Consider the following 25,069-nt stretch of genomic DNA (forward strand, 5'->3'; position numbering starts at 1 on the left):
GTTGAGCCCTCAGCTGTTCGTTGTATCGTTGGGTGTCAGGGTCCGACGCACGTTCCCATAGCGCACCTGAAACTCTTGGAACCTTGGATCTTCAATTCCAGCCCGGGCTGCCAATGCCACGCCCAGCACCCAGATGTTGGGCTGCGGCTGGATGGCCGCATACGCTGACAGATCAACGCCGAGAACTGTCCCTGCCTCGGGGCCGAGGCCGTGCGAGGTGGCCACGCCGTAGACGAGGCGTGTCCGCTCGCCGCTTGCCAAATCGGTCGATGCGAACACCGGCCCCCCAACAAGTTCACCGGCACCATCTGGCATGCACACCGCCACGTCGAAGATCTTGCCGTCGACCTCGAGCCAAGAGTGATCGAACGCCACCCTTCCAATCCCTACTTCCCCAATGTACAAGGTCGAGTTCACACCAAGCTCGGCAAGCACCATGTGGAGGATGGCAGACGCGGAATGGCAGGCACCGCAATACCTCTCCTTGACCACGTACTTCAGCAACTCGCCGTAGGCTCGCACGATGGCATCCCCCTGCGGCAGCGATCTCGCGAGGTCCTTCGCACGGTGAAGCGCTGTAAGGGCGTAGGCGTTTCTCTGAGATGGCGTTAGCCGCCGGGGGTCGTTTGCTCTGGACATTCTTCCTTCTTCCTAAACCTGGTCGTGCGCTCCGAAGCGTACAGCCTTCCGCCAGCGTGAAACAGGCGCATTCGGGGCCCGCGCGAGTTGCGCCGTCCGAAGCAACGACCGCGGGACCTACGCCGGCGCCTTTCGGCGCGGCGCGTTGCGGGTATCGCCTCGGCCTACCTGGAGGGAGCTGAGCGTGGGAGTCGCTTGTCCGAGTGTCGGAGTGCCGTGTCTGATGAAGGGTGAACGATGAGTTCGATGATCCAGCCCGCCGCCACAAGCACGGCGAGGCCGCCAAGGATGATGATTGCTGAAGTCATGGCCTGCTCCGAAGTCGACCGAGCCGCTACTTTCCACCCACCGCGGTCGTGAGTAAATCCTCCAGATGGTGGGCGTTGCGTTCTTGCACATGGCCTGGCCGCGCAGGCCGCGCCATCATCAACGGATAGATCCCACTGCGGCTGATCCGAGCTCCGATCTGCTGGTACCGATTGACCCTGCGCCCGGCCCCACGCAACACGCGCTCGAAGTGACCCACCCGGTCCCCCATGACCTCCGCGCCGTCGCGCAGCAGCGGGTTTAGGAGGATAGGCCACGCCGGCGAGCCCCAGCTCGCCAGCGCGGCCAGGTCGCCCTCGGAGTCGTTCAAGCCGTTCTGCAGCACCACATTGAGCTCGACACTCGCGAATCGACCCTGATTGAACTGGAGCGCGGCCAGGACCGCGGTCAGCGGCGAGCTGTGTCGAACCAGGCGGTCGCGCACGGCCTCTCGCGCGGCATGGAGCGAGAACTGCAGCCTGGTCGGGATCGGCTGGTCGGGATCGGGCCGCCGTCGAGCTTGGCCAGCACGCGATCAGCTCCCAGGCCCGAGAAGCAGTACCGCACGGAGTTGAAGTACGAGCTCATGCCCGGCAGCGCTTGGCACACGGCGGCGGCCTGGCGCCAGTTCAGCGCCGGCGCGCCCTCTCCGGTGAAAGAAAGCTCGATCGTGCGGTCGTCGCTGCCCAGCCCCTCGGGCAGGTTCCTCCCTTGTTGTACTCGGAATGCGGCTGATCCCAGCGTGAGGGTCAAGGACATCCCATGAGACACATCCTCAGCTCGCTGATGCACTCCTGGGGCCGGGGCCCGCCGGCGGTTGCAACACTGCGCATGCACATGTCGCGCTGCGTGCGACAGTCCTGGACGCAAGCCGGGACAGGCGGCGATGGCGGGCCACTCGAGACGGGAACGGGAAACAGCCGAATGCCTCCCAGTTCCGCGACCACGGCACTGATTGGGCTGAAGGTAGAAGTGAGGCCCATGCCGCCCCAGAGGATGCCTACAAGCGTGCCGTTCACTGGCGACGATCCGCTAGGGGTGCTTGCCGGGACCGCGACTACCGGAGAGCCACTATCCCCAGGCGCCGAGCCGTTGCCGAACTCGCTCTGGCAGAGCACTACAAAGCTCGAGCCGCTCTGTCCGACGTCCACACAAGTGCGCACGATCAGGCCGCCGGTCCAGCCGCTGGTGCGCCCTACTTTGGAGACGAAGGTGCCCAGAAGTGGCGCAGCGCTTGCGCCAGTAAGCGTGATTCGCGCGGTCGGCGAGCCCATGGCGATGCTGCAGGGGAACCCGCTCGAGCAGAGCGTTGTCGGTCGCGCGACGGAACCCAGTATGCCGTTCTGATTCCCGATGTCGATGACAGCGAACGCAGCGTCGCTCCTACGGCAGAGCGACCCCGACGGGCATCCCGCCAAGGATGCAGTCCAGGCCGGGTCGGTGCTCTCGTGAGCGACGTAGTCCAAGCTGAAGGGTACTCTGCCGTTCTGGTAGTAATTCGTCTGCTCGGTCCCGCCTTGAACACGCGTGCAATGGGAGTTTGTGATGAATCCCGTTGCGCCGCCGCGATCCGCTACGACTCCTAACGTGCATAGGCCGGAGAAGCCGAGAAATGCCAAAGGCCCGGCGTCATTCTTGAGTTGGATCCCACCCACCATTGGCCGAAACTGATCAGTGAGGTCGGCGTAGCGATCCCGGTATGGTGAAACGACGATCTGCCACGCGTCTGGAGGGAGTCCTACTGCGCCTGCGAACTCCAGCACCTTCGAGCGCGCTTCTGGCTTCGCAATGCCGACCGTTACGACCCCCGCTCTCTCGTCTGCGTCGAGGAAGGTAACGTCCGGAAGCGCGAGTACGTCGCGCATGCCGGACTTGAAGGCCAACAGATCTGACCAGGTGTAGCGTGTATTTGATCTTTCGAGCAGGACGCGCCTTTGTTGCACTTCGCCGGGCGCAAGCAGGCCGACGCTATCGATTGCAGCCACGACCTGGTTGAGTGGTACGGTGTCTGCCGCCGTGCCGGCCAACTTCACATGGACCACCTCCTCCGCATCGACGTAGATGCCAGCGAAGCCAGGGATCCTCAACCCGATGCGCGCAAACGTGTTGTCCAGCGAGCCCGGCTCGGCCGCGATTCCGTCCATCTCCGGCAAGTCCTGCGAAGGGCGCGACGCACACGCGGCTAGGAAGACCGCGAGAACCATCGAAGACGCGAGCATGTGGTTTAGTGAGAAGCGTTTCATGGCAGAAGTCCTCCGTGACGTTCAGTCAATCCTTGGAGTTCAAACGCTTGGCATGCTTGGCAAGCCCAACGGAAGGCGGAGGATGTGCTCTGTCCGTCTGGACCGCAACCCTACTTGTGATGAGCATGCAGGCCGTGGGTGGAGTACGTTCCGCGAAGTTTGCACATGCGTGCCGTGGTGCCGTGGTGGAGTTTTCGCCGCCGCACGCTGCGCCGGACGCTATCGACGCTCTGAAGACCTATGACCAAGGCAAGGAGATGGCGCGCCAGCCGAACTCGCCGCCAACACGGGTGTACTTCTGTGACCCGCACAGTCCATGGCAGCGCGGCACCTGAGAAGACACCAATGGGGGAATCGTCCTTTCCGTGTTTGATACGGTTTGCTCCGACACCCGACACCCGACACCCGAGAGCCTTTGCTGGCGCGGGTTTTGGCACGTCGGCGCAGGGTCTGGAACGCTCCCCCAAGGTGGCCGACGACGGCGATGTACTGTCAGCCTATCGGTCGGTTGTCAAGTCCGCCGATGTCTATCGCTTCGTGGATGCGTTTGCAAGCGGTCCCGGCGGGCAGGACCTTCAACGCATCTGCCTTGCGCGTGCCGCCTGGTATCGGACCCCATAGCCCACATCGGCGTCTCCTTGCTCGGCGCCGCGCTGTTCGCTCCTTGACCGAGTCACGTTGCGCTCGGCCCATGCTAGCGCCTCGTTCCAGGCAGCACCGGCGTTGCCTCCCGCGCCTACACATTGACCACTTGGCAGCAGCACGCCGAAGTACCAGCGGCCATCCCTGAACCTGCGAGAGCACATGGTGCGCGCGGGCAGAAGCTTCATTGCGGCAGCTTTAGCGGAGCCGGGCACGCGCGGCGGCTGTTGATGCGAACCACGCGCCCCGCCCTTCTCTGCTTCGGCGGCCTGTCCGGGCACCAGCAGCGCGCGGTATGCCGTGATCAGCTGCATCACTCGCTCATCTCCGCCCTGGCGCCTGTCCTCCCATCGACTGCGTTCATAGTGGTCCCAGTCAGCGGGCACGCCCGTGGCGCTCTGTGTCGAGCAGGCATAACGCGTGGGGCTTCCGCCTCCGACCGCCGCGACCTCCAATGAAGCGCCGCATACGCGGCATGGCGGAACCACCGTGGGCTCGTAGCGCTTGGTCAGCTCGAGCAGTAGCGACGCATCGATCTCGTTCGCGCTCATTCGGTCGGCTCCGTGCCGGTCAGCACCAGTACCTTGTCTTCGAAGCGGCCTTCGTTCTTCGCGAACCCCTTCTTGGAAAGAGCGAGCGCGGCAGCGGTGCAGTTCTTCATGTTGTCCGCACGAAAGTAGTAGCCCCCAGTCGCTCGGGTCCACGCCATGTGCACGACGACGCCGGCCTTCATGGCGTCGAACAGTTCCTGCTGGGTCTTCGACAGCTTCATGCGCGCGGTGCCTCGCGGTGCGTTTCGTCCTGGTCGCCGGGATCACCCGTGCCGACTGCTGCAGCAGCTCGCTGGGCGGCGCCGAGCCGATCGACTGCCGCATGGATGACGTTGCCCTTGCGATCCCAAAGCGGCTCCGCGGGCAGAACCTGTGCCTTCGAAACCTGGCTCGGCCGGGTCGGTGTTGCCGCGCGCCGGTGCAAAGCCGCCATCCCGTCGCTGGCGATCGTCTTGGCCTCGGCAAGGCTCTGGGCGGAGTACTTGACGCCATAAAGGGCGCTGATCGGGCCCTCGCCGGCGTACTGGCTGGACTCCTGCTCGCGCAGGACGGTGCTGCGGATCTTGTCCACCACGGGGCCGAGCACCGTCTCCACCTGTTCTGCGCTCACCCGGCTCACGAGCTGCCCGTTCGTGTCGACGTAGATGACGGGCATCTGTTGCGCCACGGGCAGCGCTGGCGCGGGCGTAGCGGTCCGGCGGTCCGTGATGAACTTGCTTCCGGTCGCGTAGGCGATCGAGAGCCAAGGGCCCGGGATAGCGCGCCGGTTCATTTCATCGGTGACGGCGTTCAGCAAGTCCCACAGCGGGTTCTCGGACAAGCTGGCCCCGTCGACCGGCTGCTTCGGATTGGAGACCCCATCCTTGGAGCCATCGTCTTGTTCAGTCGCCCTCATTGGGCATCGCCCATCGCGGACGAAGTGACCGAGCTGCTCAGCAGATATCGCGCTCTCAAGATGGCCTGGAGGTCCACCCAGACCTTCTCGCGCGGCAGGGAAGCGTTGACGAGTGCGAATCGGCCCGGATCGGCGCGCAGTCGGGACATGTAGCCGTTGTTCACTTCGTGGAAGAAATCGACCGGCTGGCGCTCGAATTTGTCCGGTGCGCGCGCACCGGTGAGCCGCTCGGCGGCGATCGCCGGGTCGAGGTAGAAGAAGAAGGTCAGATCCGGCTCAATCAGGCCCCCACGCGCGCCCGCTCGCGGAGTGCGGCCCGCAGCGGCCAGCATGTCGCTTCCCTGGACCATCGCCTCAAGCGCGCTCATGGTCGCCAAGTCGAAGCCCCGGCCGCCGCCTTGATAGGCGAAGGTCGAGTCCGTGAAGCGGTCGCAGATCACGACCTTGTCGGCTGCGAGCGCCGGCGCGATCACCGACAGGATGTGGTCCCGGCGCGCCGCGAAGCACAGGAGCGCCTCGGTCAGCGGGTCCATGGCCTGCGAGAGGATCATCGTGCGCAGCTGCTCGGCCAGTGTGGTGCCGCCGGGCTCCCGGGTGACGACTACCGTCCGGCCGGCGCGCTCGAATGCGTCGGCGAGCGCCGGAATGTGGCCACTCTTGCCTGCCCCGTCCACCCCCTCCACCGTAATGAAGAGCCCCGGCCCCTCGGGAATTCTGTTGGCACTCGCTGGGGCCGCGAGATCGGTGTGCATCGTCTTCATGGTGCGCACCTCATGGGTTCGGCCTCGTACTCCTCCCGTGCGAGGACCACCTCACGCTCGATCACCTTCTTCGTCACGATCCGCATCAAAGCGGGCGCGCCGGCCGCGCGGTGGATCTTGTGGAAGGGGTTCTCGTCGTCCCACTGGATGCCCGCGTAGGCGAGGCCAACGCATTTGGCACCGGCCTCGAGCTCATCGGAGTTGGCCGTGTCCGAAGCGCGCAGGAACTCCGCGCAGAGGGCCCTGAAGGCCTCATACGAGCCTGGAATGGTCGGACCGCCATCGGATATGACGCCGTGGACGATGCCGGAGGAAGGGGGGCGGTGTGGCGTCTTTGATGCGGAGTTCATGCGGAAAGCTCGAGAAGTGGCGGCCTGCGTGGCCTACTCGATCTATTATCCGCAGCAATCTTCTTACACAAACAATTGATTGCGCAAGGTTAGGACGTGAGAACTCTTCATCGCACCGCTTTCGGACTCCCTGCCGCTGCGGCCCCCGCTGGCTCGCCCGTTCTGGCGGTCCTGCAGCAGGAATCGACGGCTGAGGTGCGAGCGGCGCTCTTGGCGGCCACGCTCACCGGCATGCCAACCCGGCGGATCTCGCTCAAAGACCTCGAAGCGAACCCAGAAGCCCGCGCAGCCCTTGCCAGCTACACGGGTGAGATCCTCCCGGTGGGCACGGTCGAGTTCGTGCGCGCTGCCATGGGTGTGCGGGGCCTCCCCGAGCCCGAGCCCATGGGATACGGGCCGGTCACGGATTATTTGCGCCGCGAGATCCGACCTGGTGTCCTCTACGAACTAAAGGCCCTGAAGGAGCCGATCTTTGTGAAGCCGGTGGCCATCAAGGCCTTCTCCGGCTTCGTCTACGACCCCCGCCCGGGCGCGCAGACAACCGAGTACCAGGCCGAGCAGCTTGCGGCGATCGCGCAGCTGAAGACCAGCACCCGCGTCTGGTTCTCCGAGGTGGTCGAGTTCGTGTGCGAGTGGCGCTACTACGTGGACGCCGCTGGCCGAGTCCTCTCTCGCGCGCGCTATGACGCCGATGGAGCGGACGACGCGCCCGAGCCGACGGCCGAGGTCGTCCAGAACGCAATCAACGCCACGGTGTCGCACCTCGAAGCGCGTGGCAACGCCCACCCCTTTGCCGTCGACGTCGGTGTCCTGGCCAACGGACGCACCGCGATCGTGGAGCTCTCGGATGCCTGGGCCCTGGGCCTCTACGGCCACGCCCGCACGCCGGCTGGTACCGCCTGGAAGGCCCAGGACTACATCGAATTCCTGCAGCAGCGCTGGCGCTCGATCGTCGCCTACGCGCAGCTGCATGCGACGAATGAAGTCGCGCAGCGCCTGGTCGAGGCTGGCGCTGCGGCCAATGCTCCAAGCAAGGCGGCCAATCTTAGGTCTCTGTTAGGAAATCCGGCAAGGGCAGTGGGGCCCTCCTGAAAAAATCTGCGCAGAATCTGCCCTCATGCGGTATATCATGAAGCAGACAGTCCGCCAGCCGCGCCTACCGTCCCAGCCTCACCCCCGTAGACCCACGTTCCCACCGGAACCCAGCCTCGCAAGAGCCGGGGCCAGGCCGGATCTGTGTCCCACCGGGCGCTCGATTCGAGCCGGATCTGATCTCGCGCGCATCATTCCGCTTGCCAGGCCACACCCCCCGCGCGGCAATGCCCTCCCAGTTTGACATTCGCGACGACGAGCTGGTGGCCGAGCCGAGCTGGGGTTCACTCCCATCCAGATCAGTTTCCTCAGGAACTTTGATCCATCTGGGTCCGGTTTCGCATCGCTCAGCTTGGCCGGCTCATCACCGTCGATACCAGGCGCCGTCTGCACACACCCCCGTCGGAACCTGTCTCTGTCATGTCAGGACACGCCCCTCCTCCCGCTGCGTCGGGCCGGCCGCGCCGCAGTAAGCAAGAAGCTCCATCAGGAATCGGCTCATTCACGAATCGAGCTCGAGCAGGACTGAGGAGCCCTGGAGGGGGATGTCCCGCGGGGACCTGATCGTGCGGGAGCAGAGGCGGGTGGGAACGGAGCCCACGGGGAGCGTGGCCGAGAGGAGGAGAGGTCGGCTGAGCGTGCTTGCTCATGATATACCGCACGCCCCAGAGAAGAGGGCGGCGCGTCCACCATTGTGTGTGTGTATGTGTACGGGAAGAATAAAGTTCGTCGATGACAATAAAGATCGTCGGTGAGGCCTACCTCTGGCCCGCTTCGGCTCCTGGTCGCGCCCCGGGCTATTGAGTCAGGCGTAGCCGCTCGCACACGGACTGGCGATGGGCCTCCGACTGAGCTCGGACGTCCAGCGCGCGGTGCACTGCCCCAAGTCTCCCGTCGCGTTTCGCGGTCCTACGCCAATACGCGTGTCGTGAGAAATCGCGAGAATGCGGCCCATGACGATGATCCTCAAGGTCCCGGGCGCGAGCCTGAAAGAGTTGGCCCGCGGCCTCGCTGCAGCCCAGGCTGTGCTTCGACGCCGCTGGCGTTACAGACGTGGAGGCGGCCCGGGCACTTCAAGATCAGGACTTCTGGGACATCAGTTCCTGCAAGGTTTATCGGGAGCCAACATCCCAAGGAGATAATCGCGACCGTGGGTTTTTCATCATTGCCGACGATCACAACGGCTGCCGCATCTAGGCTATCGCATTACCGTGAACGCGGCCACGGCAGCGGCCACGCCGCCGAGCACGAGCCATTTCTTACCAAGGCGTGAGTTACGGGCCTTACGAAAGCCGTCAATCCTCGCTGGCAGCATTCGAACCTCGTCCAAGGGTCTCCCCGGCTCGAAGCGCGGGTCGTCTTCGATCAACGTCAAAAAGTGCGCCAGCACCGCTGGATCGCTTTCGTCCTGCTCGTAATTCGTAGGGGCCATGTCGTTCGCGCTTTGAACGTGGGCAAGGAACACTTTCCCCTTCGATGTGAACCCAATGTCCTCGCCGTTCATCGCCAAAATGCCTCGCTCGACAAGGGCATCGAGGCCGCGTCGCACGGAAGGGCGCTCGCTCACTGGAATGCTGGATTGGAGCCCTGTGCGCGAAGTCTTGCGGCCACTGGCTGTTGCGCAACGCTCACGCACCAGCAGGGCAAGAACGCCAGCCACGGTTTCCCGATCGGTTAGAGCTTGTCCCATTCCAGTCCCATCTCGCTAATGCCTCGCGGCCTGGCAGGGAAGCCGTAGAAGGCGCCGCGCGTTCGCATCAGTTTGCGCAAACTATCCCCCTCACGTGCCCGCATCAGTGAGTCGGTGGCGACATCGCCAGTAGGATAGTTGCCACACGCACGCCTTCCGAGGACAAACGACCAATACGCTTCCGAGTACTTTACGCCTTTGGGCCAGCCTTGCGGCGGCAAGAGAATTCCTTCAAGGTCGCTACGATCATGCGAAGAGACGACGGCGCAGGGGTTGGTTCGTGCGTCTATTCGTTGGCAGTGAACGAGAATGCCTCGACGCCGAAGAATCCTTTCGTTTTCCTGAATGACGGGGCCGTCTAGTCGACGGCCCACAACGCATACCTGCTTCGCCTCGCGGCCCGGCCTGCCGCTCGTACGCTACTACAGCCCGTGAACGATGAACAACTCATTCGGCGATTCCGGGACCGTCAGCCTCGTCTCCCCGACCCGGCTGAACCGGTACTCGCGACCATTGATGACGACCGATCTCGCGTTGGTCCAGATGCGGTATTCGTATCCATCCTTCACGCGAGTCACCTGTAGGACACGGTATTCGACAGGAACGATCACCCGGAAACCAAGGCTGGCCGTCGCGCTGTTCGCCGTCGAGGTTGACTCTGCATTGCAAATCAGAGGAAGGAGAAGCAATCCGCAAATGAAGGTTCTCATTTGGACCTCATGGGGATGGGGTCTGGTGTTCCGTCGGCTCACGCAGTGCGCCATCTACGTCAAGGATGCACTGTGCGGGCTTCATGCTGCGCGCGTCCTACGTCGTGGGCGTAGGAGGCCGCCGCTTTCGCCCGGCCAGCGAGGACAATACCGTGTATGCGAGCGAGGGGCAGACTGTTCGTCATCGCGTTCGTCAACCACTTTTTCGGAGCATCGAAATGCTTTCAGATGAACCAAAAACGATCGACGATGCCCGCGCCGCGATCGAAGCGGTCCTCGCCAATCGGGCGCTTAGCAAGAACCCCGTTCCGTACTTCGCCCCGACTGATTTGGCTGGCCTTCCGCCGATGAAACAGGAGGCGGAATTGCGGGTTCGTGACGACACTGCCCTGTTCAACCGTACGCGGGCATCGATCTATATGTGCCTCACTGCGGCGCACGCTGCCCTTGAAGTGACGCTGGCGCTCATGGACGAAGACCTCAACTTGTCCCATCGCGACGGCGCGCGAAAGTTGATGGCGCTTGCCAACGGCGCTGAAGCAGCGAGCGAAGCGGCGCATCACGCAAGCCTGGTGCTGATGGGCCGCGAGACCCCACCTGTAGACGAATCGGTGGAGATCAGGCGCGGCTAAGGACGGTCTCTGCACTCGCCCGTTCCGGGCGTGTATCTCCCTCGGCGGTTGCGTCGGCGCTACCTCGACGACCCCGAGCTCAAAGACTACCCGCAAGCGTCGTCCCTGCGAAGGATGGGCCTTGTTCCCGTTCTCTCGCCGTCTGGCCGTTGCTCTCTCCCGTCGAGTAAATCAACGTCCCTAGCGCGAGGACGAAGCACACAATCACGGCGGCGATGCCGAACACATACACCAGACCCACGGTGATCAGGGGACTCAGGAGCAGAGCGAGAGATTTGTACATGAGCTCATCTTGCGCCGGGAAACTCACAACTCCAAGTGGCAAACCACACGGAATTCCGCTGCTTCTGGCCGCGGCCTTCGCCCGCCTGCACTCCCTCCCATCTACTAGCGTCTCGGACCGGCGGTCTTCCCGAGTGCGCGCCGCCGGTGAACCGCTGTCCGTTCTTACCTGCCATCCACAGATGGCCCGTGCAGGGTTGTAAGGAATGGAGGGCGCAAGCGCCACCATGCGGCGAACAGAGCACCTTCTCACGTCCCCTTCGGCGCATCCTCCCCCGCGAAGCGGTTCGGGAACAGGATCTCAATGACGTCTCGCAAGAGCTGCACGCCCTTGTTCTTCTCTCCGGCCGCGTAGCACCCATGAGCTGCCACCAACAGGGCGTCGACGATGTCCAGGCGCTCAGCACCATATTCGGCTTCAAAGTGCCGAGCCGCTTCGCGAAGGTCCCGGAACGCATGCTCCAAGTCCAGTGCGGCATTGCCGGTGAACGGCCCTGACTTCGGAAAATTGTCAGGTGCACCCATCACCACCAGTTGGAGGTAGGCCCTTAGCCTTAGATCAGACAGCCTCTCGGTGCTCATGGGTTCCCTCTGCCGATCGCCTGCGAACCCGTGCGTTGCGTCGAATCGCTTTGCCCTGGAAGCTGGTGACGGCGTCAACGAATGGCGTGGACTTCGATTGCATCTTGCGCCTCAGTCCGTGCCGGACAGTATGAGCGCCGCACGGTAGGCCGTACGGCCTGCCACCTTGACCTCATTCACCAGTTTTTTGCGATCGCCCATCTGCTCCGGCAGCGCGCGAGGGGCGGGCCGTTGGAGAAGCGAGCGGCTGACCTCGAGCAGTTGACTTGATGAGGTCAGGCAGCACTGGATAGCTGCCCATTCGGGGCGCGCCCGATGGGCTTTCGCCTCGACGCGCAGCGCTTCATCCTGGGCGGCAGGCGTCAGTGCACCCAGATCGGTTGGGCTGAAGGACGGAACGCGTTCGCGCCCGCCTTCGATGTACACCCTTGCCCTCTCGACGGATGCGATCGCAGCCTGAATCAAATCTTCTTCAGTACTAATTTCGTCCATCCTTCACCCGTTCAATGGCGATCTCCCAGAAGCTGGGTATTGATCGGATCCCCGGACGCTTTGTTATATCTGAGAGCGCGGGGCCAAAGTCAATGCGGCCCAAGTTGGGGGTTCTGTCCTACGTCGAAGGTTCACGTCTTTGCGAATCAAAGGCCAAGTACCAAAGCATTTCGAAATGAACGACGTGTGATCTCGCTCGTAGGCGCTCGACACACGCAGCCCAGTCCACCCACTCAACGGTCGTCCGACGCAGCCGCAACTCGATGCACGCACGGCTCTACTTAACGAATGCAATATCTTTGTCCACCAATTCCCACATATTAATTCTGCAAGCCTCACTATTCAGCCGTGCACGAAGAAGACTCGGCAGCTGCCACCTCCTTCTGTGTTGACTCGAAAACCCTCTCTCTCATTACGTCTGAAAATCATGTTCATGTTTAAACGCGCCCTTCTTGTTCTTGCGATCGTTGCGGCTTCTGCAGCTTCTGTGCCGTCGTGGGCCGATACGCCAACCACCACCTTCAACGTCCAAATGACCGTGACGAAGGCCTGCAACTTCGAAACGGGCGGAACCGACGTGAATTTCGGCTCGGTGCAATCCACGGCCGGCAGCGCAACTGGCGCCGGCAGCCTTAAAGTTAACTGCACCAAGGGCACGACTTACGACATCGGGCTGAGCGCCGGCAGTGGCACCTTGGCGACCGTGACCGCACGCACGATGAAGGGCACCGGCGCGAACACGGATGAGGTGCCCTACGCGCTGTACCGTGAAAGCGGACGCACCACCAACTGGGGCAACACCGTTGGCACCACCACAGTAGGCGGCACCGGCACCGGCGTGGTCCAGACGGTCAACGTCTACGGCTCGGTCGCCGGCACCAACTTCACTGCGGACGCCTACAGCGACATCATCACCGCCACGGTCACCTATTGATCGCCCATCTGTCACGGCGCCAGCACAAGTCGAGGGGCGCCTGGGGCGCTGCCGCAGCGGTGCTGCTGGCCCTGGCAACCCTGACTTCGCCGGCCAACGGCGCCAGCCTGCAGGTCGTACCCACCTCGCTCACGCTGCAGGCGCGCCAGAACGCTGACGGTCTCTGGCTGAGCAACACGGGCAGCCAACCCCTGCATGCGCAAGTGCGCGTCTACCGTTGGACGCAGGTAGACGGCGAGGATCGGCTCGAGCCCACGCGGGATCTCACGGTCAGCCCGCCCATGCTGCAGGTGCCCGCCGGCGAGAGGCAACTGGTGCGAGTCATTCGCCTCGGCCCGCCGCCAATGGGGGCCGAAGCCAGCTATCGCTTGATCGTCGACGAACTCCCGGTTCCGGCTTCGGCGCCTGCTGTGGGGTCCGCCGCCGCTGATGGCCGCGCCACCAAGCATTCCGGACTGCAATTCGTGCTGCGCTATTCGCTGCCCGTGTTCTTGCTGCCGGCAACGCCCCGGACGCCGGGAGCGGTGGGTCCGCCTGAGACCGCGCTCCAGCCTGACTTGCAGATTCGATTGGTGCGAACAGGCGAACAGACCCAACTGGAAGTCGCAAACGATGGCCCTGCACATGCCCAGATTGAAGATCTGGTGCTTGTCGATGCCGCGGGCGAGCGCCAAACGGTACGCGCCGGACTCGCCGGCTACGTGTTGCCGGGCCAGCGCAGGCGCTGGAATCTGCCGGTCACGCTGCATCCGAGCGCGTCCGCCAGCGGGGTGTTCAAAGCCCGCGTCAATGGCGAATTTACCGAACGCACCTTGCTGTCGCGCGACCCCGCCGCGACGACATCCGGTGTCCCACGCTGAACCGCCATACCGGCCCGCCCTTTCGAGGGGCGGCGCCCCTGCTCGCGGCCCTGATGCTTCTGGGCGAGCCATGTGCACAGGCACAGCCACTCGCAGTCGCGACCGAGCCCGCCGCTGGCACCGAGCTCTACCTTCAGGTCACGCTCAACCAGACGCCCACCGGCAAGCTGCTGCCCTTCATCTCTCGCGGCGGCGCGCTGTTCGCCCGCGCGGCCGATCTGCGGCAGCTGGGATTCGCGCTGGCGGACCAGCCCGGCGAGCAGATGCTGGCGCTGGCCGAACTGCCGGGTCTGAAGGTCCGATTCGACAGTCGGCTGCAACAGATCGACCTGGATGCGCCGCTGGCCCTTCTGTCGCTGGCGACCACCCGTCTCGAGAGCGCACGCACCACGACGCTGCCCCTCAGTCCCACCGCGCCGGGCCTGCTGTTCAACTATGACCTCTATGCTGCGCACGGCCGCGACGGCAGCCAGTTGAGCGCGGCCCACGAAACGCGTCTGTTCGGACTTGGCCCAGGCGTCGTGAGCAACACCATGATCACGCGTCTTCTGAGCAACGGAGGCGGCACCCCAAATGATGGCTGGCACGGCGAGTCGGTGCGGCTGGACACCTCGTGGCAGGCCTCGTGGCCGGAAAGCATGCTGACGCTCCAGGTGGGCGACAGCGTCACCGGCAGCCTGGGCTGGACGCGTTCGGTGCGCCTGGGCGGCGTGAGGATCGGCAGCGACTTCGGCCTGCAACCCTACCGCACGACCACGCCTCAGCCAGCCTTCTTCGGCGAAGTCACGGTGCCGTCGACGGTCGAGCTCTACGTCAACGGACTCAAGCAGTACAGCGGCCAGGTGCCGACCGGCCCGTTCCGGCTCAACAGCAATCCGGGCATCAGCGGCGCGGGCAATGCGCAGATCGTCATCACCGATGCCTTCGGGCGCAGCAGCATGATGACGCTGCCCTTCTATAACACCCAGCAGCTGCTCTCCGCAGGGCTCACCGACTGGTCGGCGTCGATGGGTGCCGTGCGCCTGCAGTACGGACGAGAGTCCTTTTCCTACGACGGTACCCCTGTTGTAAGCGCGAGCTTGCGCCGAGGCATCAGCGACCGCTTTACGCTGGAAGCCCACGCGGAAGGAAGCACCGATGTTCGCAACGGCGGCCTGGGCGGCCTGTGGCTGCTCGGCACGGCCGGCGTGATTAGCGCCTCGGCAGCCTACGGCGCGGCGCAAGGCAAACACGGAACCCAATGGGCGCTGGGCTACCGCTGGAATCGGGCGAACCTTTTTCTCGACCTGAATACCCAGCGTACACGCGGTGAGTACCGCGACATCGCATCCATCTATGGGCAGAACCCGGCGCGTGTGAGCGACCGCGCCAGCGCAGGCTACAACGTGCCGTGGATGGGCAGCCTGGGCGTGAGCTATGTTCGGCTGGCCTATCCGCGTGGGGACGACGCTCGCTACGCGGGCCTCTCCTGGTCGCGCCAGTTCGGCAACCGGCTCCTGCTGAACGCCTCGCTCAATCGCAGCCTGACCGGCCGCAAGGACCTCGGCTTGTTCTTCGGCCTGAGCTACAGCCTCGAAGCGCGCGTGACCGCCAGCACCTCCATGCAGCGCAATCAGGGCCGCACCAGTGTCGGCGTGGATGTTTCCAGCCCCGTGCCGAGCGATGGCGGCTGGGGCTGGCGCACGCAGCTTCGCGATGACGGTGGCGACCGCGGCGCGCAAGCCGAAGCCGGCTGGCTGGGGCGCTACGGGCGAGCCAACCTCGGCATCGCGAACTCCAGCGGCAACACGTACGGCTATGGCAATGCCAGCGGCTCGCTGGTGTTGATGAATGGCAACATGTTCGCGGGTCGCGACGTGAACGGCGCATTCGCCGTGGTCAGCACCGATGGCGTTGCGGGCGTCCCCGTCAAGCTTGAAAACCGTGTCATCGGATCGACCGACGATCGTGGGATGCTGCTCCTCACACGCCTGAACGCCTGGCAGCGCAACAAGTTGTCCATCGACCCGATGGACTTGCCCGCCAATGTGCGCGTGAGCCAAGTGGACCAGAACGCCACGCCCAGCGACCGCGCGGGCACCGTCGTTCGCTTCGCCATCAGTCCGGTGCACGCTGCGGTCATCGTGCTGCACGACGCCAGCGGCCAGCCGCTGGCCCTGGCCAGTCGCGCGCAACATGCAGAAGGCACGGGCGTGGAATCGATCGTGGGCTACGATGGCGAGGTCTATCTGGACACATTGCAAATGCACAACCACCTGCTCGTTCAGTCTCCCGAAGGCCGCGCGTGCCACGTCCGTTTCGACTATCCGGCAGCGACAGACAGCATCCCGCGCATCGGGCCGCTGACCTGCACGGTGGAGACGACACCATGATCCGGCTGCGCACCGCCGCCCTGTTTGCCCTGTGGCTGACCGGCGGGCTATTGTTCGCGCCCCAGGCATGGGCCGCGACCACCTGCAGCGCCACCATGAGCAGTCTCGTCTTTGGAAGCATCGATGTCACCGGCTACACCGCCGCGACCGCCAGCTTGTCCGTCACGTGTACGACAAGCGCCTTGCCTCAGTCGGGCAACGCCAAGGTGAGGATGTGTCTGGGCATCGGCAAGGCCGCTGATCCCAGGGCCATGCTCAACGCAACCAGCGACACGCTGAATTTTCAGATGTACCAGAACCCTGCCTACAGCACCATCTGGGGCAGCAGCTTGGGCTCGGCGCCGGCCAACGAACCCCTGCAGGTGGACCTGGACTACGCAGTGCCGATCTCCACGGGAGGAAGCAGCACCCAGGCCTACACCCTGTATGGCCGCATTCCGCCGCAAGTGAGCGTTGCGGCAGGCATCTATACCGACAGCTATTTCGGCAACAACACGGACCTGGCCTTCCAGTACAACACGTCGACCACAGGAGCGGCCACGTATCCCGTGTCGTGCACCACCGGCGGCACAGCGGGCACCACCGGCACGTTCGGCTTCGAAGTCACCTCCACCGTTCCGGCGAGCTGTCAGTTCTCATCCGCGACCGACCTGAGCTTCGGCAGTCATGCCGGCCCGATCACCAGCGCGCAGGACAACACCTCCAGTGTCACCATGATCTGCCGCAACCGCACCGCCTGGAACCTCGGACTGGACAACGGCCAGAACCACGATGGCGGCACGCGCCGCATGCGGCTGGGCATCACTGGCAACTACGTCAGCTACCAGCTTTTCCGCGACAGCAGCCACAACCTCGCTTGGGGCAGCACCATCGGAACGGATACCGCGACGGGCACCGGCACGGGCAGCGCCCAATCGCAAACCGTCTATGGCCACGTGCCCGCCTCGCAGAACGTGCCTGCCGGCAGCTACAGCGACACGATCACAGTGACGGTGACTTACTAGGGAATGCCGATGACGCCGCGCAACGCGCCGGTGGCTCCTCCCGTCTCTAATTTGCGTCGCAGAGTCATCTGCGACGGATCACCGTGCGTCGACCAGCCTCAACATCGCGGCGGCTATTCCTTCAGTATTCCGGGTTTTGCAGTTGACTCCTGTGAAGGGCGGGAGCGAATACCGCATCTGGAGCAACACGAAATCGATCTTCATTGAAGGTCGTGAGTACCGATTCAGCCAGGTTGGGCAGACGACGCTGACGCTCCCAGCATCGCCGAACGGACAGCAGTTCATCGTTTCTAGGCCGTAGCGGTTGGCGAGCCGAGTCCCTGTACTTCATTGGCGGCTTCGCAACCGGTTTCGCAAGTACGTCTGGCCGCCTAGGGAGACGCTGAACAATTGATCGATCCCGGCACGGTGTATGCATGCGTGAGAGGACCACGTTTGAGGGCATGACAGACATGAGCCAACGCAGTTTTGCCAGCGCCGAATACGCATTGAAGAAGAAGCGCACGCGGCGCGAGAAGTTCTTGGCCGACATGGAGCGCGTCGTTCCTTGGGCGCGCTTGATCGGCGTGATCGAGCCGCTGTACCCCACGAGCGGGCGCGTCGGCCGCCAGCCGATCGGCGTCCCCAGGATGCTGCGCATGTACTGCTTGCAGCAGTGGTACGGGCTGGCCGACGAGGCTTTGGAAGATGCCCTGTACGACAGCCAGGCGCTGCGCGACTTCGTGGGCATTGATCTGTCGCGCGAGTCGGTGCCCGACGCCACCACGCTGCTGAAGTTCAGGCGCCTGCTGCTGGACAACGACCTTACCAAGGCCCTGTTCGAGGAGATCAACGCCCATCTTGCCGAGCAAGGGCTTCTGATGCGCGCGGGCACCATCGTGGACGCGACCATCATCGCGGCGCCGAGTTCGACCAAGAACGAGGGCGACGCGCGCGATCCCGAGATGCACCAGACCAAGAAGGGAAACCAGTGGCACTTTGGCATGAAATGTGGTCGACCACATTTCATGCCAAATGTGGCGCCCGGCGGATACCCGCCTATGAGACCTGTCGCTGAGCGCCACATAAATTCGGGTCACAGCGACCTCAGGCCCATCCATAGTGGCTCGGTTGGGCATGCCAGCGCTTGCTCGACTGGGGAGTCGAAGAGAGTTCGCCGTCCTGTGTGGGCTGAGAGGACCGTGCTGCGCGGTGGTGAATCTTATGTGGCGCTCAGCGAGCGATCTCCAGAGGACCGAGGCAACCGGACGCCACATATGGACCAGCGCCACATTTGGCATGAAGGCCCACGTTGGCGTCGATGCCGAATCGGGTCTCGTGCACACGGTGGTGAGCACCGCGGCCAACGTCAACGACGTGACGCAAGCCGGCGCGCTGCTGCACGGCCAGGAGTCGGTGGCCTTCGGCGATGCCGGCTACCGGGGCGTGCACAAGCGCGAAGAAGCGCAGGGGCCGAAGTGGCATGTGGCGATGCAGCCGGGCAAGCGCCGGCAGCTGGACCTGACGCGCAAGTGGGCGCGACTGCTCGAGAAGGCCGAGCAACTGAAGGCGAGCATCCGGGCCAAGGTCGAGCACCCGTTCCACGTGATCAAGAATCTGTTTCGTCACAAGAAGGCGCGCTACAAGGGCCTGGCCAAGAACGAAGCGCAGCTGTTCAGCCTATTCGGGCTGGCCAACCTGGTCATCGCCAAGAGGTCGCTCCTGCGGGTCGCAGCCCGAGGTGCGTCTTGAACAGCGCAAGTGGCCTCGAACGAGGCGCAAAACCTATGCGGCGAAGGCCGCGCATCGCGAAGTCGACGGATTTCTCGGCTGCATTCCTTCGTCATGTCCTCAACTCTGGCTGCGATGCTCATAGTTCAGCGTCTCCCTAGGCAGCACCTTAGGGCAACGCGGCGTAGACTGAACGGAATGAACATCTACGTAGTCGACGACCATCCGATGATGCGAGACGCCATCACGATGGTCTTGCGAAGGTTGCGCCCTGGGGAAAATATCGTAGAGCTGGATCGCCTCGACAAGCTTGTGCCCGCTGTCGCAGAAAGCGGTGCTCCCGACATGATCTGCCTGGATCTCAATCTTCCAGATACCAAAGGATGTACGGGAGTGAACGCGGTGAGAGCGCATTTTCCGCGTGTCCCGCTGGCCGTGTACTCAGCGTCGCCCGCGAGCGATTTCGAGGAGGCCTGCATCGAGGCCGGTGCCGACATCTACATCGAAAAGGCAGCAGGGTCGACTGAACTCGCCGCCGCGCTGCGCGGACTTCTTTTGGCTGACCCGACCTCGGAATTTGGCGCTGCCTCCAATGCAGCGGCAGAAGACCACGAGGCCAGTACCAAGTTGTCCAAGCGTCAAACCCAGCTCATCGTGATGCTGGAACGCGGCTTGACGAACCGGGAGATCGGGGAAGAGCTCGACATCAGCGAGCACACCGTCAAGGTGCACATGTGGAGGCTATTCCGAAAAATGGGTGTCAAGAGCCGCACCCAGGCGCTTCACTTCGCCCGGCAGAATGGCGTGCTTTCAAGTTGACACGCCGGCACATGACGGCGTCGACTGTTTGTCTCGAATTCCATCACCGAAAGAATGCGCCTTCGCGACTGCAGCTGGCGGTTCTTATAAGGGCCTTGAGCCTCGGGCCCAAAAGCGGGGCGAGACGGGCGCGCTCTTCGTCGAAGCGTGCGTTGACACTTCTCTTCTCTTTCGCCCTTTCACTGATGAACCGGTTCTGCGCGGCGAATGCTCTCCTCGTCTTTTCTGCGCAATACATCTCGCGCCTTGTGCGGGCTTCGCTTGCCAGGTTGCTGTCCACCTTCCGAAGTCTCGAATGACGAGCAACGTCACCATCGCTGTCGTGATGAGGTGCGTGACCCGATCGCGCTATTTGCGTCTACCACTCCACCACCGGTAATGCCCCGACAGTGGGCCTTGCGAAGAAATAGCCTTGGAACAAAACGATCCCCAGTTCCCGCAGCACATGAACTTCCTCAGGCGCTTCCACGCCTTCGGCAATCACCTTCATATCGAGTTCCTCACAGATGGCGACAAAACCCTTCACGATGGCCCGACGGACACGATCGGTGTGAATGTTGCGGACCAAGTGCATGTCGATCTTGATGATGTCGGGCTGGAAGCCCGCAAAGAGTTCGAAGCCCGCAAAACCGGCGCCGAAGTCGTCGATGGCCGAGGTGAATCCGTACTGCTTGTAGGTTTGGAAAACCGAGACCAGACGAGGAATATCTTCGGTGCGCTCGGCTTCCGTAATCTCAAAGATCAATCGATCAACTGGAAAATTGCAGCGCTCGGCAACCACCATGGCGCTTCTGAAGCACTCCTCGTGGCCGCATACGTCTCTGGGGAGCACGTTGAGACTGAGCTTCGACTGCATACCGAGCATGGCGGCCTGTTCGATCGCCTTGGCGCGACAGGCCTGATCAAAGGCGAAGCGCTCTTCAGGTTCGATGCGTGCGAAAACCGCCGCCGCACCTTCACCCTGAGTTCCACGCACCAGCGCCTCGTGCGCAAAAATCTCCCTGCGTGCCACATCCACGATGGGCTGAAATGCCATCGTGAAGTCCGTCACAGACCCGAAATCTGGCAACTTCATTTCATCGCAATGGCGTGCCGGAGATGGCATCGATCAACTCGGCGGATCGCTTCACACCTTCCGCGAGCTGGTTGAGAACTGGCGCCGGCTCTCCGAGAGCTGCGAGCACCCAACCGACGCCCAGGACCAGGAATCCCCCGCTGAGGTAGATAGGTAACTCCATGAGGCCTCCAAGTCGTCGAAGAAGTAAACAAGTTTTGCACGTGAAACATCGGGTGCGTGTCAGTCAAGCTCGACAGATTGCGAGTCAGAGGCTTCTCGCAGCGGACCTGCTTGCCGGCAGCGGCGCCCACGAGCACCCGATCGCGATGAAGCCATTGGTAGTACTCATGTAGACGACCTGCACGACGGGATCGCGGCGAGCAACTTGGCGATGGCGCCCTAGTTGCCGGCGATCTGGTGCTGCTTGGCCTAGTCATTAACGCGTTCCGCAAAGGCCCCAAGGCGCCCGTCTCTTCGGAGCGTTAGACGACGAGACTTGGACTTGATCTGCACGGGACTCACATATACCCGTTGGACGCAGCGCTCGGCGCCTCGACGGTCAATCGCCCCAACCAACCGGGGAAACTCGTCCGCTGCGTCACAGGCTTTGGGAGTCGTCAACAAAATCCCGGTCGACGCCCCCGCAAGGCCCGCTCACATCACCCTAGCCTCGGACCCCAATGCCTGAGATTGAACTGCCTGCGCAAACAGCGGCGGTTCGCTGCATTCTTGACACCCATGGGATTCGCCTGCGTTAGCGCTGCTCAATGACAGGACGCAATACCGATACACGGCCATCTACAAGTTGAGCGGCGATGCGATGCGCACTGAGCACGTCTTCGACCGCCTCTCTGAAACTCCCGCGCTCACCTTGCGCAGTATTCGACGAACTTTCCGCTGAAGTGTCCAACCGAGATGTGGTTGCTCTGAAACGACTTCATGGACGGTGCATCGACGGTCTTTATTCCAAGCCTTCATTGGGGGAAGAATAAAGTGCGTCGAAAAGAATAAAGATGGTCGGGGGAGGCCTACTCGGAACTTCGGCCCGCCGCTGCTGGCACTGCGGGGCCATGCGTTTGGCGACCACTTGCACCCAACTTCGCCAGAGCAAAGGTGCCGCACGCCTCCACCTGCCAGCTGGTGGTGAGCCGACGGACCGACCCCGCATGCTGGTGCACGACGGGGTTGAACGTCAGCTTCCTAGAAATGGGAACAGCGGCTCTGGGCCCATAACGGCTGTACGCTCCGCTCCAGAGCAGCCGCTCATCAGCGGACTTCCCGCCTGACTGAAGTCGCTTCCGACCCGTCGCTCCGTCTTAGGCCTTCAATCACGACCGATGGAAAGGCAGGTCGTCTTCCTTATCAGAGAGTTCAGGCTAGCTTGGTCAATCTGCCCTAAATCATTGATTCGCAACGCCTTCGGCCTCAAAGCTGGGCGTAGATCGACAATCTGCTCGGGCGTCGCGCCGATCACCACCCAGTCGCGATCGCTGCCGGGCCGGCCCAGGAGGGCATCGCGGACGGCGCCGCCGACGAGATAGGTTTGCATCCGCCGCAGTTTAGGCGCTGGGGCCTTCTGCGGCGCCGGCTCACCAGCGCGGTGCGATGCGTTCGCCGGGCAGCACCTCGTAGGGCGGCGCCCAGCCCGGCAGGCACTGGAGGCGTTCGACCCAGGCGGCGATATGCGGATAGCGCGCCGGCACGTCGATGCCGCTTTCCTCGGCCGGGTAGAAGAGATAGCCCGACATCGAGAAGTCGGCGATGGTCGGCTCGGCGCCGACCATGAACGCGTTGGCCGACAGGTGCCGCTCGACCACGCCGTAGGCCGCCTCGATGCGGCCCGCGAGCCAGGCCATCACCGCCGGGTCGGGCGCCGTGGCTCCGAAGGCCTTGGCGAAGCGGTAGCTCGCGAAGTAGCTGGTGAACTTGTGGTTGTCGAACAGCAGCCAGCGCAGGATCTCGCGCCGCTCCTCGGGCGTGCGGCCGCCGTAAGCGCCGTGCTTGTCGGCCAAATGGGTCAGGATCACGCCGGATTGCGTGAAGCGCAGCGCGCCGTCCTCCAGCACCGGCGCCTCGCCCATCTCGTTAAGCGTCTCGCGCCAGGCCGGGTCGCGCGTGGCGCCGCCCTGCATGTAGTCGACGAACACGGTCTCGAAGGGCTGGCCGAGCGCGCACAGCAGGAAGGCGACCTTGAAGCTGTTGCCCGATTGGGCGAAGCAGTGCAGCCGGTACATCGCTTCAGCGCTCCGCCCGATAGGGCTCGTCGACGACTACGAAGCGCTTCTCCACCAGCGCGTCGTCGGTCCAGGACGAGTAGTTCTTGTTGCCGATATAGATCTTGAGCATCGCGACCTCCGGTGATTGGCTCGACGAAAAACCGTCGATGCTAGCCCATCTTTCTCAACTGACAGGTGTGAAGCCGGCTAAGTGCTTGATTTGATTCAGCACGACCTCGAAGGTCTCCACTACAGCGGGATGGGGTGGGCAGTGATGCGGGCGTGTTTGGCGGTGATCTTCGGCGGGGGTTGATCGGGCAGCTTCAGCCGCAGCAGGTCCAGCAGCATGCGGTGATCGGCCTCGGGCTGGGTGTAGCGCGACAGCACGAGTTCTCTGCCGTCGGTGGTGGGCACGTGCACGTCCACCATCTGCATGGTCTTGAACTTGGCGATGACCTCCGCAGGCGTGATGCCGTGCGCCAGGCGCTTGAGCTGGGCCTTCAAGGTGACCTGCAGGCAGTAGGCGAGGAAGGCCACGAAGATGTGGGCCTCGATGCGCTGCTCGCTGGAGTGGAAGATCGGGCGTACGGCCAGGTCGTGCTTGAGCTCCTTGAACGCCTGCTCGACCTCGGTTAGCTGGATGTAGAACGTCCACAGCTGCGCGGGATCGTGGGCTGCGAGGTTGGTGCGCAGCAGATAGCGCCCTTCACGGCGGCGCACCTGGCGCAGCCGGGCGCGATCGAGCTCGAACTCGAAGGACGCTGTCTTGGCGCTGCTGCTGGCCTCGGGCAGATGAACCTTGATCAGCTGGGCGCTTCGCCCGGCGTCGTGCTTGGCGGCGCCGAGCTTCATGAGCAGTTGATCGCGCGTGAGCGTCTGGCCCTGCAAGGCCTGCAGGCGCTGCACATAGCGGCCGAGCCGGCGGCGGCGCATCGCACGCTCCTTGTCGATGCGTGCCGCACTTTGCGCCAGCACGTAGGTGTCTTCGTCAGCGCCCAGGCGCTTGACAGCGACGCCTTCGCGCACGCGCTGCCACGGCTGTGCGAGGAAGCCTTGCTCAAGCTTGGTCAGCCGCCCCTTGGGTGTGCCCACGAGATAGGACGCTCCCATGCGGCGCATCTTCGCCAGGCTGTCTTCGGTGGGCACGCCGCGGTCCATGACCCAGATCCGGTTGGCTCGGCCGTAGCGCTGCTCGATGCGATCGAGGAAGTCGCCAAGCGTCGTGGCGTCGGCCGTGTTGCCCGAGAGCACCTCGTAGCTCAGTGGGAAGCCCTCGGGCGTGACGATCAGCGCGATGACCACCTGGCGGCAGTCGCCTCGCTTGTCGCGGCTGTAGCCGTACTGGCGCTTGTCGTGCTCGCTGCGTTCCACATCGCTCTCGAAGTAGGTGCTTGTCAGGTCATACAGCAGCACGTCGAACTTCGCTGCGAACAGCTCGCCCCAGCGCCGGCACAGGAACTTGAACAGTTCGTCCTTGTGCGCTGTGAGCCTGTCCAGGCAGCGGTACAGCGTGTTCTTCTCGGCCAGCGCGAAGTCGGCGTGCAGCAGGTCGGCCATCGCACTGGCGTCGAACCAGTGGCGGTGCAGGCGCCATTCGCTGCCGGGATCGATGAGACGGTAGGCCACCAGCGTTTGCAGCACCTGCAGCCACGGGGTGCCTTCGCGCGAGGGCGCCAGCCGAGCGCTCCAGAAGGCGTCGAGCTCGAGTTGCTGCCACAGCACGCATGACAGCCAGCACGCGCCCCACTGGCGCGGGCGTTCGAGGCGCAGTTCGTCCAGACGGATGCCCACCGCATTCGCGTCGTCCGCGGGCATCGAGCCGGCCGGGAACAGCGCCACCTGGCGTCTCGTTCCCTCGTCGTGCACTTCGATGGTCTTGCGCCAGGCTTCGCGCTGGCTGGCGTTGATCTCGCCCAGGTAGAGCACCTGCCTTTGCACCACGCGCCCATCGGCCAGTCGGCGGTTCTCCACCACGCTCCAGTATTCGTGCGTCTTGCCGTCCTTCAGGCGTCGGTTGCAGCGCAGAAACATGCGCCGCAGTTTAGGAACCCCTCGCCTGCACGCCAAGGACCAAGGTCTCCACCACAAGCGTTTTGCGGCGTCACCCCTATACGCATCAAGCACTTGCGTCGCTCAACACCCGAAAAATCGTCGAAATCGGGGTTGGGTTGAGAAAGATGGGCTAGCGCCCGTCCGCCTCGCGATTGATGCCGAAGGCGCGCGCGATTGA

The 25,069-nt window shown here is 63.5% G+C and carries 24 protein-coding genes and 3 pseudogenes; 9 read left to right on the plus strand and 18 right to left on the minus strand.

Annotated elements, in window-relative coordinates; genetic code table 11:
• Positions 1 to 9 precede the first annotated feature (9 nt).
• The 9 genes from ACSQ9A_RS38440 to ACSQ9A_RS38480 all read right to left on the minus strand — a co-directional run bounded on the left by ACSQ9A_RS38440 (position 10) and on the right by ACSQ9A_RS38480 (position 6,387).
• Entirely contained in the window at positions 10 to 639 is a 630-nt protein-coding gene (locus ACSQ9A_RS38440) for a hypothetical protein (RefSeq protein ID WP_436307996.1), read from the minus strand.
• 334 nt (positions 640 to 973) lie between these two features.
• Positions 974 to 1,390 (minus strand): hypothetical protein, encoded by a 417-nt coding sequence (locus ACSQ9A_RS38445; RefSeq protein WP_436307997.1) that lies wholly within the window; start codon positions 1,388 to 1,390, stop codon positions 974 to 976.
• Positions 1,354 to 1,698 carry a hypothetical protein gene (locus ACSQ9A_RS38450; RefSeq protein ID WP_436307998.1) on the minus strand — a complete coding sequence of 115 codons (345 nt, stop codon included), beginning with the start codon at positions 1,696 to 1,698 and terminating at the stop codon, positions 1,354 to 1,356. The genes ACSQ9A_RS38445 and ACSQ9A_RS38450 overlap by 37 nt, the downstream gene beginning before the upstream one ends.
• Entirely contained in the window at positions 1,695 to 3,188 is a 1,494-nt protein-coding gene (locus ACSQ9A_RS38455) for a hypothetical protein (protein WP_436307999.1), read from the minus strand. The genes ACSQ9A_RS38450 and ACSQ9A_RS38455 overlap by 4 nt, the downstream gene beginning before the upstream one ends.
• A gap of 575 nt (positions 3,189 to 3,763) precedes the next feature.
• Positions 3,764 to 4,381: a hypothetical protein gene (locus ACSQ9A_RS38460; RefSeq protein ID WP_436308000.1), complete on the minus strand. Its 618-nt coding sequence runs from the start codon at positions 4,379 to 4,381 to the stop codon at positions 3,764 to 3,766.
• A complete protein-coding gene (locus ACSQ9A_RS38465; RefSeq protein WP_436308001.1) occupies positions 4,378 to 4,602 on the minus strand; it encodes a hypothetical protein in 225 nt (74 codons plus the stop codon). Before ACSQ9A_RS38465 ends, ACSQ9A_RS38460 begins: the two co-directional genes overlap by 4 nt.
• Positions 4,599 to 5,201 (minus strand): hypothetical protein, encoded by a 603-nt coding sequence (locus ACSQ9A_RS38470; RefSeq protein ID WP_436308002.1) that lies wholly within the window; start codon positions 5,199 to 5,201, stop codon positions 4,599 to 4,601. Before ACSQ9A_RS38470 ends, ACSQ9A_RS38465 begins: the two co-directional genes overlap by 4 nt.
• Before the next feature lie 71 nt (positions 5,202 to 5,272).
• Positions 5,273 to 6,028: a dTMP kinase gene (gene tmk / locus ACSQ9A_RS38475; RefSeq protein ID WP_436308247.1), complete on the minus strand. Its 756-nt coding sequence runs from the start codon at positions 6,026 to 6,028 to the stop codon at positions 5,273 to 5,275.
• Between the two features lie 5 nt (positions 6,029 to 6,033).
• Complete coding sequence (locus ACSQ9A_RS38480; protein WP_436308003.1) at positions 6,034 to 6,387, minus strand: hypothetical protein; 354 nt, start codon at positions 6,385 to 6,387, stop codon at positions 6,034 to 6,036.
• A gap of 210 nt (positions 6,388 to 6,597) precedes the next feature.
• On the opposite strand from ACSQ9A_RS38480, the gene ACSQ9A_RS38485 reads away from it, so the two are divergent.
• The gene (locus tag ACSQ9A_RS38485) at positions 6,598 to 7,479 is read left to right on the plus strand and encodes an ATP-grasp domain-containing protein (protein ID WP_436308004.1); all 882 of its coding nucleotides are present in this window, start codon (positions 6,598 to 6,600) and stop codon (positions 7,477 to 7,479) included.
• A gap of 1,198 nt (positions 7,480 to 8,677) precedes the next feature.
• Here the strand turns inward: ACSQ9A_RS38485 and ACSQ9A_RS38490 are convergent.
• Together ACSQ9A_RS38490 and ACSQ9A_RS38495 are read right to left on the minus strand one after the other, a co-directional pair.
• Positions 8,678 to 9,169, minus strand: a complete 492-nt coding sequence (locus ACSQ9A_RS38490) for a hypothetical protein (protein WP_436308005.1) — start codon at positions 9,167 to 9,169, stop codon at positions 8,678 to 8,680.
• A gap of 422 nt (positions 9,170 to 9,591) precedes the next feature.
• Complete coding sequence (locus ACSQ9A_RS38495) at positions 9,592 to 9,879, minus strand: hypothetical protein (protein WP_436308006.1); 288 nt, start codon at positions 9,877 to 9,879, stop codon at positions 9,592 to 9,594.
• Between the two features lie 83 nt (positions 9,880 to 9,962).
• On the opposite strand from ACSQ9A_RS38495, the gene ACSQ9A_RS38500 reads away from it, so the two are divergent.
• A complete protein-coding gene (locus ACSQ9A_RS38500; RefSeq protein ID WP_436308007.1) occupies positions 9,963 to 10,511 on the plus strand; it encodes a hypothetical protein in 549 nt (182 codons plus the stop codon).
• A gap of 79 nt (positions 10,512 to 10,590) precedes the next feature.
• On the opposite strand, the gene ACSQ9A_RS38505 is transcribed toward ACSQ9A_RS38500, so the two are convergent.
• The 3 genes from ACSQ9A_RS38505 to ACSQ9A_RS38515 all read right to left on the minus strand — a co-directional run bounded on the left by ACSQ9A_RS38505 (position 10,591) and on the right by ACSQ9A_RS38515 (position 11,867).
• Entirely contained in the window at positions 10,591 to 10,794 is a 204-nt protein-coding gene (locus ACSQ9A_RS38505) for a hypothetical protein (protein ID WP_436308008.1), read from the minus strand.
• Positions 10,795 to 11,042: 248 nt separating this feature from the next.
• Positions 11,043 to 11,375, minus strand: a complete 333-nt coding sequence (locus ACSQ9A_RS38510; protein ID WP_436308009.1) for a hypothetical protein — start codon at positions 11,373 to 11,375, stop codon at positions 11,043 to 11,045.
• Between the two features lie 111 nt (positions 11,376 to 11,486).
• On the minus strand, positions 11,487 to 11,867 hold the full coding sequence (locus ACSQ9A_RS38515) for a hypothetical protein (RefSeq protein WP_436308010.1): 381 nt from the start codon (positions 11,865 to 11,867) through the stop codon (positions 11,487 to 11,489).
• Between the two features lie 433 nt (positions 11,868 to 12,300).
• On the opposite strand from ACSQ9A_RS38515, the gene ACSQ9A_RS38520 reads away from it, so the two are divergent.
• The 7 genes and pseudogenes from ACSQ9A_RS38520 to ACSQ9A_RS38550 all read left to right on the plus strand — a co-directional run bounded on the left by ACSQ9A_RS38520 (position 12,301) and on the right by ACSQ9A_RS38550 (position 19,566).
• Complete coding sequence (locus ACSQ9A_RS38520; RefSeq protein WP_436291876.1) at positions 12,301 to 12,801, plus strand: Csu type fimbrial protein; 501 nt, start codon at positions 12,301 to 12,303, stop codon at positions 12,799 to 12,801.
• On the plus strand, positions 12,798 to 13,661 hold the full coding sequence (locus tag ACSQ9A_RS38525; RefSeq protein WP_436308011.1) for a fimbrial biogenesis chaperone: 864 nt from the start codon (positions 12,798 to 12,800) through the stop codon (positions 13,659 to 13,661). Before ACSQ9A_RS38520 ends, ACSQ9A_RS38525 begins: the two co-directional genes overlap by 4 nt.
• 53 nt (positions 13,662 to 13,714) lie before the next feature.
• Positions 13,715 to 16,033 (plus strand): fimbria/pilus outer membrane usher protein, encoded by a 2,319-nt coding sequence (locus tag ACSQ9A_RS38530; RefSeq protein WP_436308012.1) that lies wholly within the window; start codon positions 13,715 to 13,717, stop codon positions 16,031 to 16,033.
• A complete protein-coding gene (locus tag ACSQ9A_RS38535; protein ID WP_436308013.1) occupies positions 16,030 to 17,037 on the plus strand; it encodes a Csu type fimbrial protein in 1,008 nt (335 codons plus the stop codon). The genes ACSQ9A_RS38530 and ACSQ9A_RS38535 overlap by 4 nt, the downstream gene beginning before the upstream one ends.
• A 452-nt stretch (positions 17,038 to 17,489) precedes the next feature.
• Positions 17,490 to 18,026: pseudogene (locus tag ACSQ9A_RS38540) on the plus strand (IS5 family transposase); the annotation flags it as partial.
• 283 nt (positions 18,027 to 18,309) lie between these two features.
• A pseudogene (locus ACSQ9A_RS38545) lies at positions 18,310 to 18,768 on the plus strand (transposase); the annotation flags it as partial.
• 177 nt (positions 18,769 to 18,945) lie between these two features.
• Positions 18,946 to 19,566 carry a response regulator transcription factor gene (locus ACSQ9A_RS38550; protein WP_436308014.1) on the plus strand — a complete coding sequence of 207 codons (621 nt, stop codon included), beginning with the start codon at positions 18,946 to 18,948 and terminating at the stop codon, positions 19,564 to 19,566.
• A 358-nt stretch (positions 19,567 to 19,924) separates the two neighbouring features.
• Here ACSQ9A_RS38550 and ACSQ9A_RS38555 read toward each other — a convergent pair whose 3' ends face one another.
• The 4 genes and pseudogenes from ACSQ9A_RS38555 to ACSQ9A_RS38570 form a co-directional block, all read right to left on the minus strand.
• Positions 19,925 to 20,602: an EAL domain-containing protein gene (locus ACSQ9A_RS38555; RefSeq protein ID WP_436308015.1), complete on the minus strand. Its 678-nt coding sequence runs from the start codon at positions 20,600 to 20,602 to the stop codon at positions 19,925 to 19,927.
• A gap of 1,465 nt (positions 20,603 to 22,067) precedes the next feature.
• Positions 22,068 to 22,172: pseudogene (locus ACSQ9A_RS38560) on the minus strand (hypothetical protein); the annotation flags it as partial.
• A 40-nt stretch (positions 22,173 to 22,212) separates the two neighbouring features.
• Complete coding sequence (locus ACSQ9A_RS38565) at positions 22,213 to 22,857, minus strand: glutathione S-transferase family protein (RefSeq protein ID WP_436308016.1); 645 nt, start codon at positions 22,855 to 22,857, stop codon at positions 22,213 to 22,215.
• 231 nt (positions 22,858 to 23,088) lie between these two features.
• Positions 23,089 to 24,870, minus strand: coding sequence for an IS1634 family transposase (locus ACSQ9A_RS38570; protein WP_436308017.1), 1,782 nt, complete (start codon positions 24,868 to 24,870; stop codon positions 23,089 to 23,091).
• Between the last annotated feature and the right edge of the window lie 199 nt (positions 24,871 to 25,069).

The sequence above is a fragment of the Variovorax sp. LjRoot290 genome (genome assembly GCF_964253985.1).
Classification (GTDB): domain Bacteria; phylum Pseudomonadota; class Gammaproteobacteria; order Burkholderiales; family Burkholderiaceae_C; genus Variovorax.

Bases quoted from the DNA above. Each gene is read 5' to 3' on its own strand.
- ACSQ9A_RS38460 (WP_436308000.1), bottom strand. From the start codon at position 4,381: ATGAGCGCGAACGAGATCGATGCGTCGCTACTGCTCGAGCTGACCAAG.
- ACSQ9A_RS38440 (WP_436307996.1), bottom strand. From the start codon at position 639: ATGTCCAGAGCAAACGACCCCCGGCGGCTAACGCCATCTCAGAGAAAC.
- ACSQ9A_RS38500 (WP_436308007.1), top strand. From the start codon at position 9,963: ATGCTGCGCGCGTCCTACGTCGTGGGCGTAGGAGGCCGCCGCTTTCGC.
- ACSQ9A_RS38555 (WP_436308015.1), bottom strand. From the start codon at position 20,602: ATGGCATTTCAGCCCATCGTGGATGTGGCACGCAGGGAGATTTTTGCG.
- ACSQ9A_RS38570 (WP_436308017.1), bottom strand. From the start codon at position 24,870: ATGTTTCTGCGCTGCAACCGACGCCTGAAGGACGGCAAGACGCACGAA.
- ACSQ9A_RS38530 (WP_436308012.1), top strand. From the start codon at position 13,715: ATGCTTCTGGGCGAGCCATGTGCACAGGCACAGCCACTCGCAGTCGCG.
- ACSQ9A_RS38490 (WP_436308005.1), bottom strand. From the start codon at position 9,169: ATGGGACAAGCTCTAACCGATCGGGAAACCGTGGCTGGCGTTCTTGCC.
- ACSQ9A_RS38535 (WP_436308013.1), top strand. From the start codon at position 16,030: ATGATCCGGCTGCGCACCGCCGCCCTGTTTGCCCTGTGGCTGACCGGC.
- ACSQ9A_RS38515 (WP_436308010.1), bottom strand. From the start codon at position 11,867: ATGGACGAAATTAGTACTGAAGAAGATTTGATTCAGGCTGCGATCGCA.
- ACSQ9A_RS38480 (WP_436308003.1), bottom strand. From the start codon at position 6,387: ATGAACTCCGCATCAAAGACGCCACACCGCCCCCCTTCCTCCGGCATC.
- ACSQ9A_RS38505 (WP_436308008.1), bottom strand. From the start codon at position 10,794: ATGTACAAATCTCTCGCTCTGCTCCTGAGTCCCCTGATCACCGTGGGT.
- ACSQ9A_RS38565 (WP_436308016.1), bottom strand. From the start codon at position 22,857: ATGTACCGGCTGCACTGCTTCGCCCAATCGGGCAACAGCTTCAAGGTC.
- ACSQ9A_RS38520 (WP_436291876.1), top strand. From the start codon at position 12,301: ATGTTTAAACGCGCCCTTCTTGTTCTTGCGATCGTTGCGGCTTCTGCA.
- ACSQ9A_RS38550 (WP_436308014.1), top strand. From the start codon at position 18,946: ATGAACATCTACGTAGTCGACGACCATCCGATGATGCGAGACGCCATC.
- tmk (WP_436308247.1), bottom strand. From the start codon at position 6,028: ATGCACACCGATCTCGCGGCCCCAGCGAGTGCCAACAGAATTCCCGAG.
- ACSQ9A_RS38455 (WP_436307999.1), bottom strand. From the start codon at position 3,188: ATGAAACGCTTCTCACTAAACCACATGCTCGCGTCTTCGATGGTTCTC.
- ACSQ9A_RS38465 (WP_436308001.1), bottom strand. From the start codon at position 4,602: ATGAAGCTGTCGAAGACCCAGCAGGAACTGTTCGACGCCATGAAGGCC.
- ACSQ9A_RS38495 (WP_436308006.1), bottom strand. From the start codon at position 9,879: ATGAGAACCTTCATTTGCGGATTGCTTCTCCTTCCTCTGATTTGCAAT.
- ACSQ9A_RS38510 (WP_436308009.1), bottom strand. From the start codon at position 11,375: ATGAGCACCGAGAGGCTGTCTGATCTAAGGCTAAGGGCCTACCTCCAA.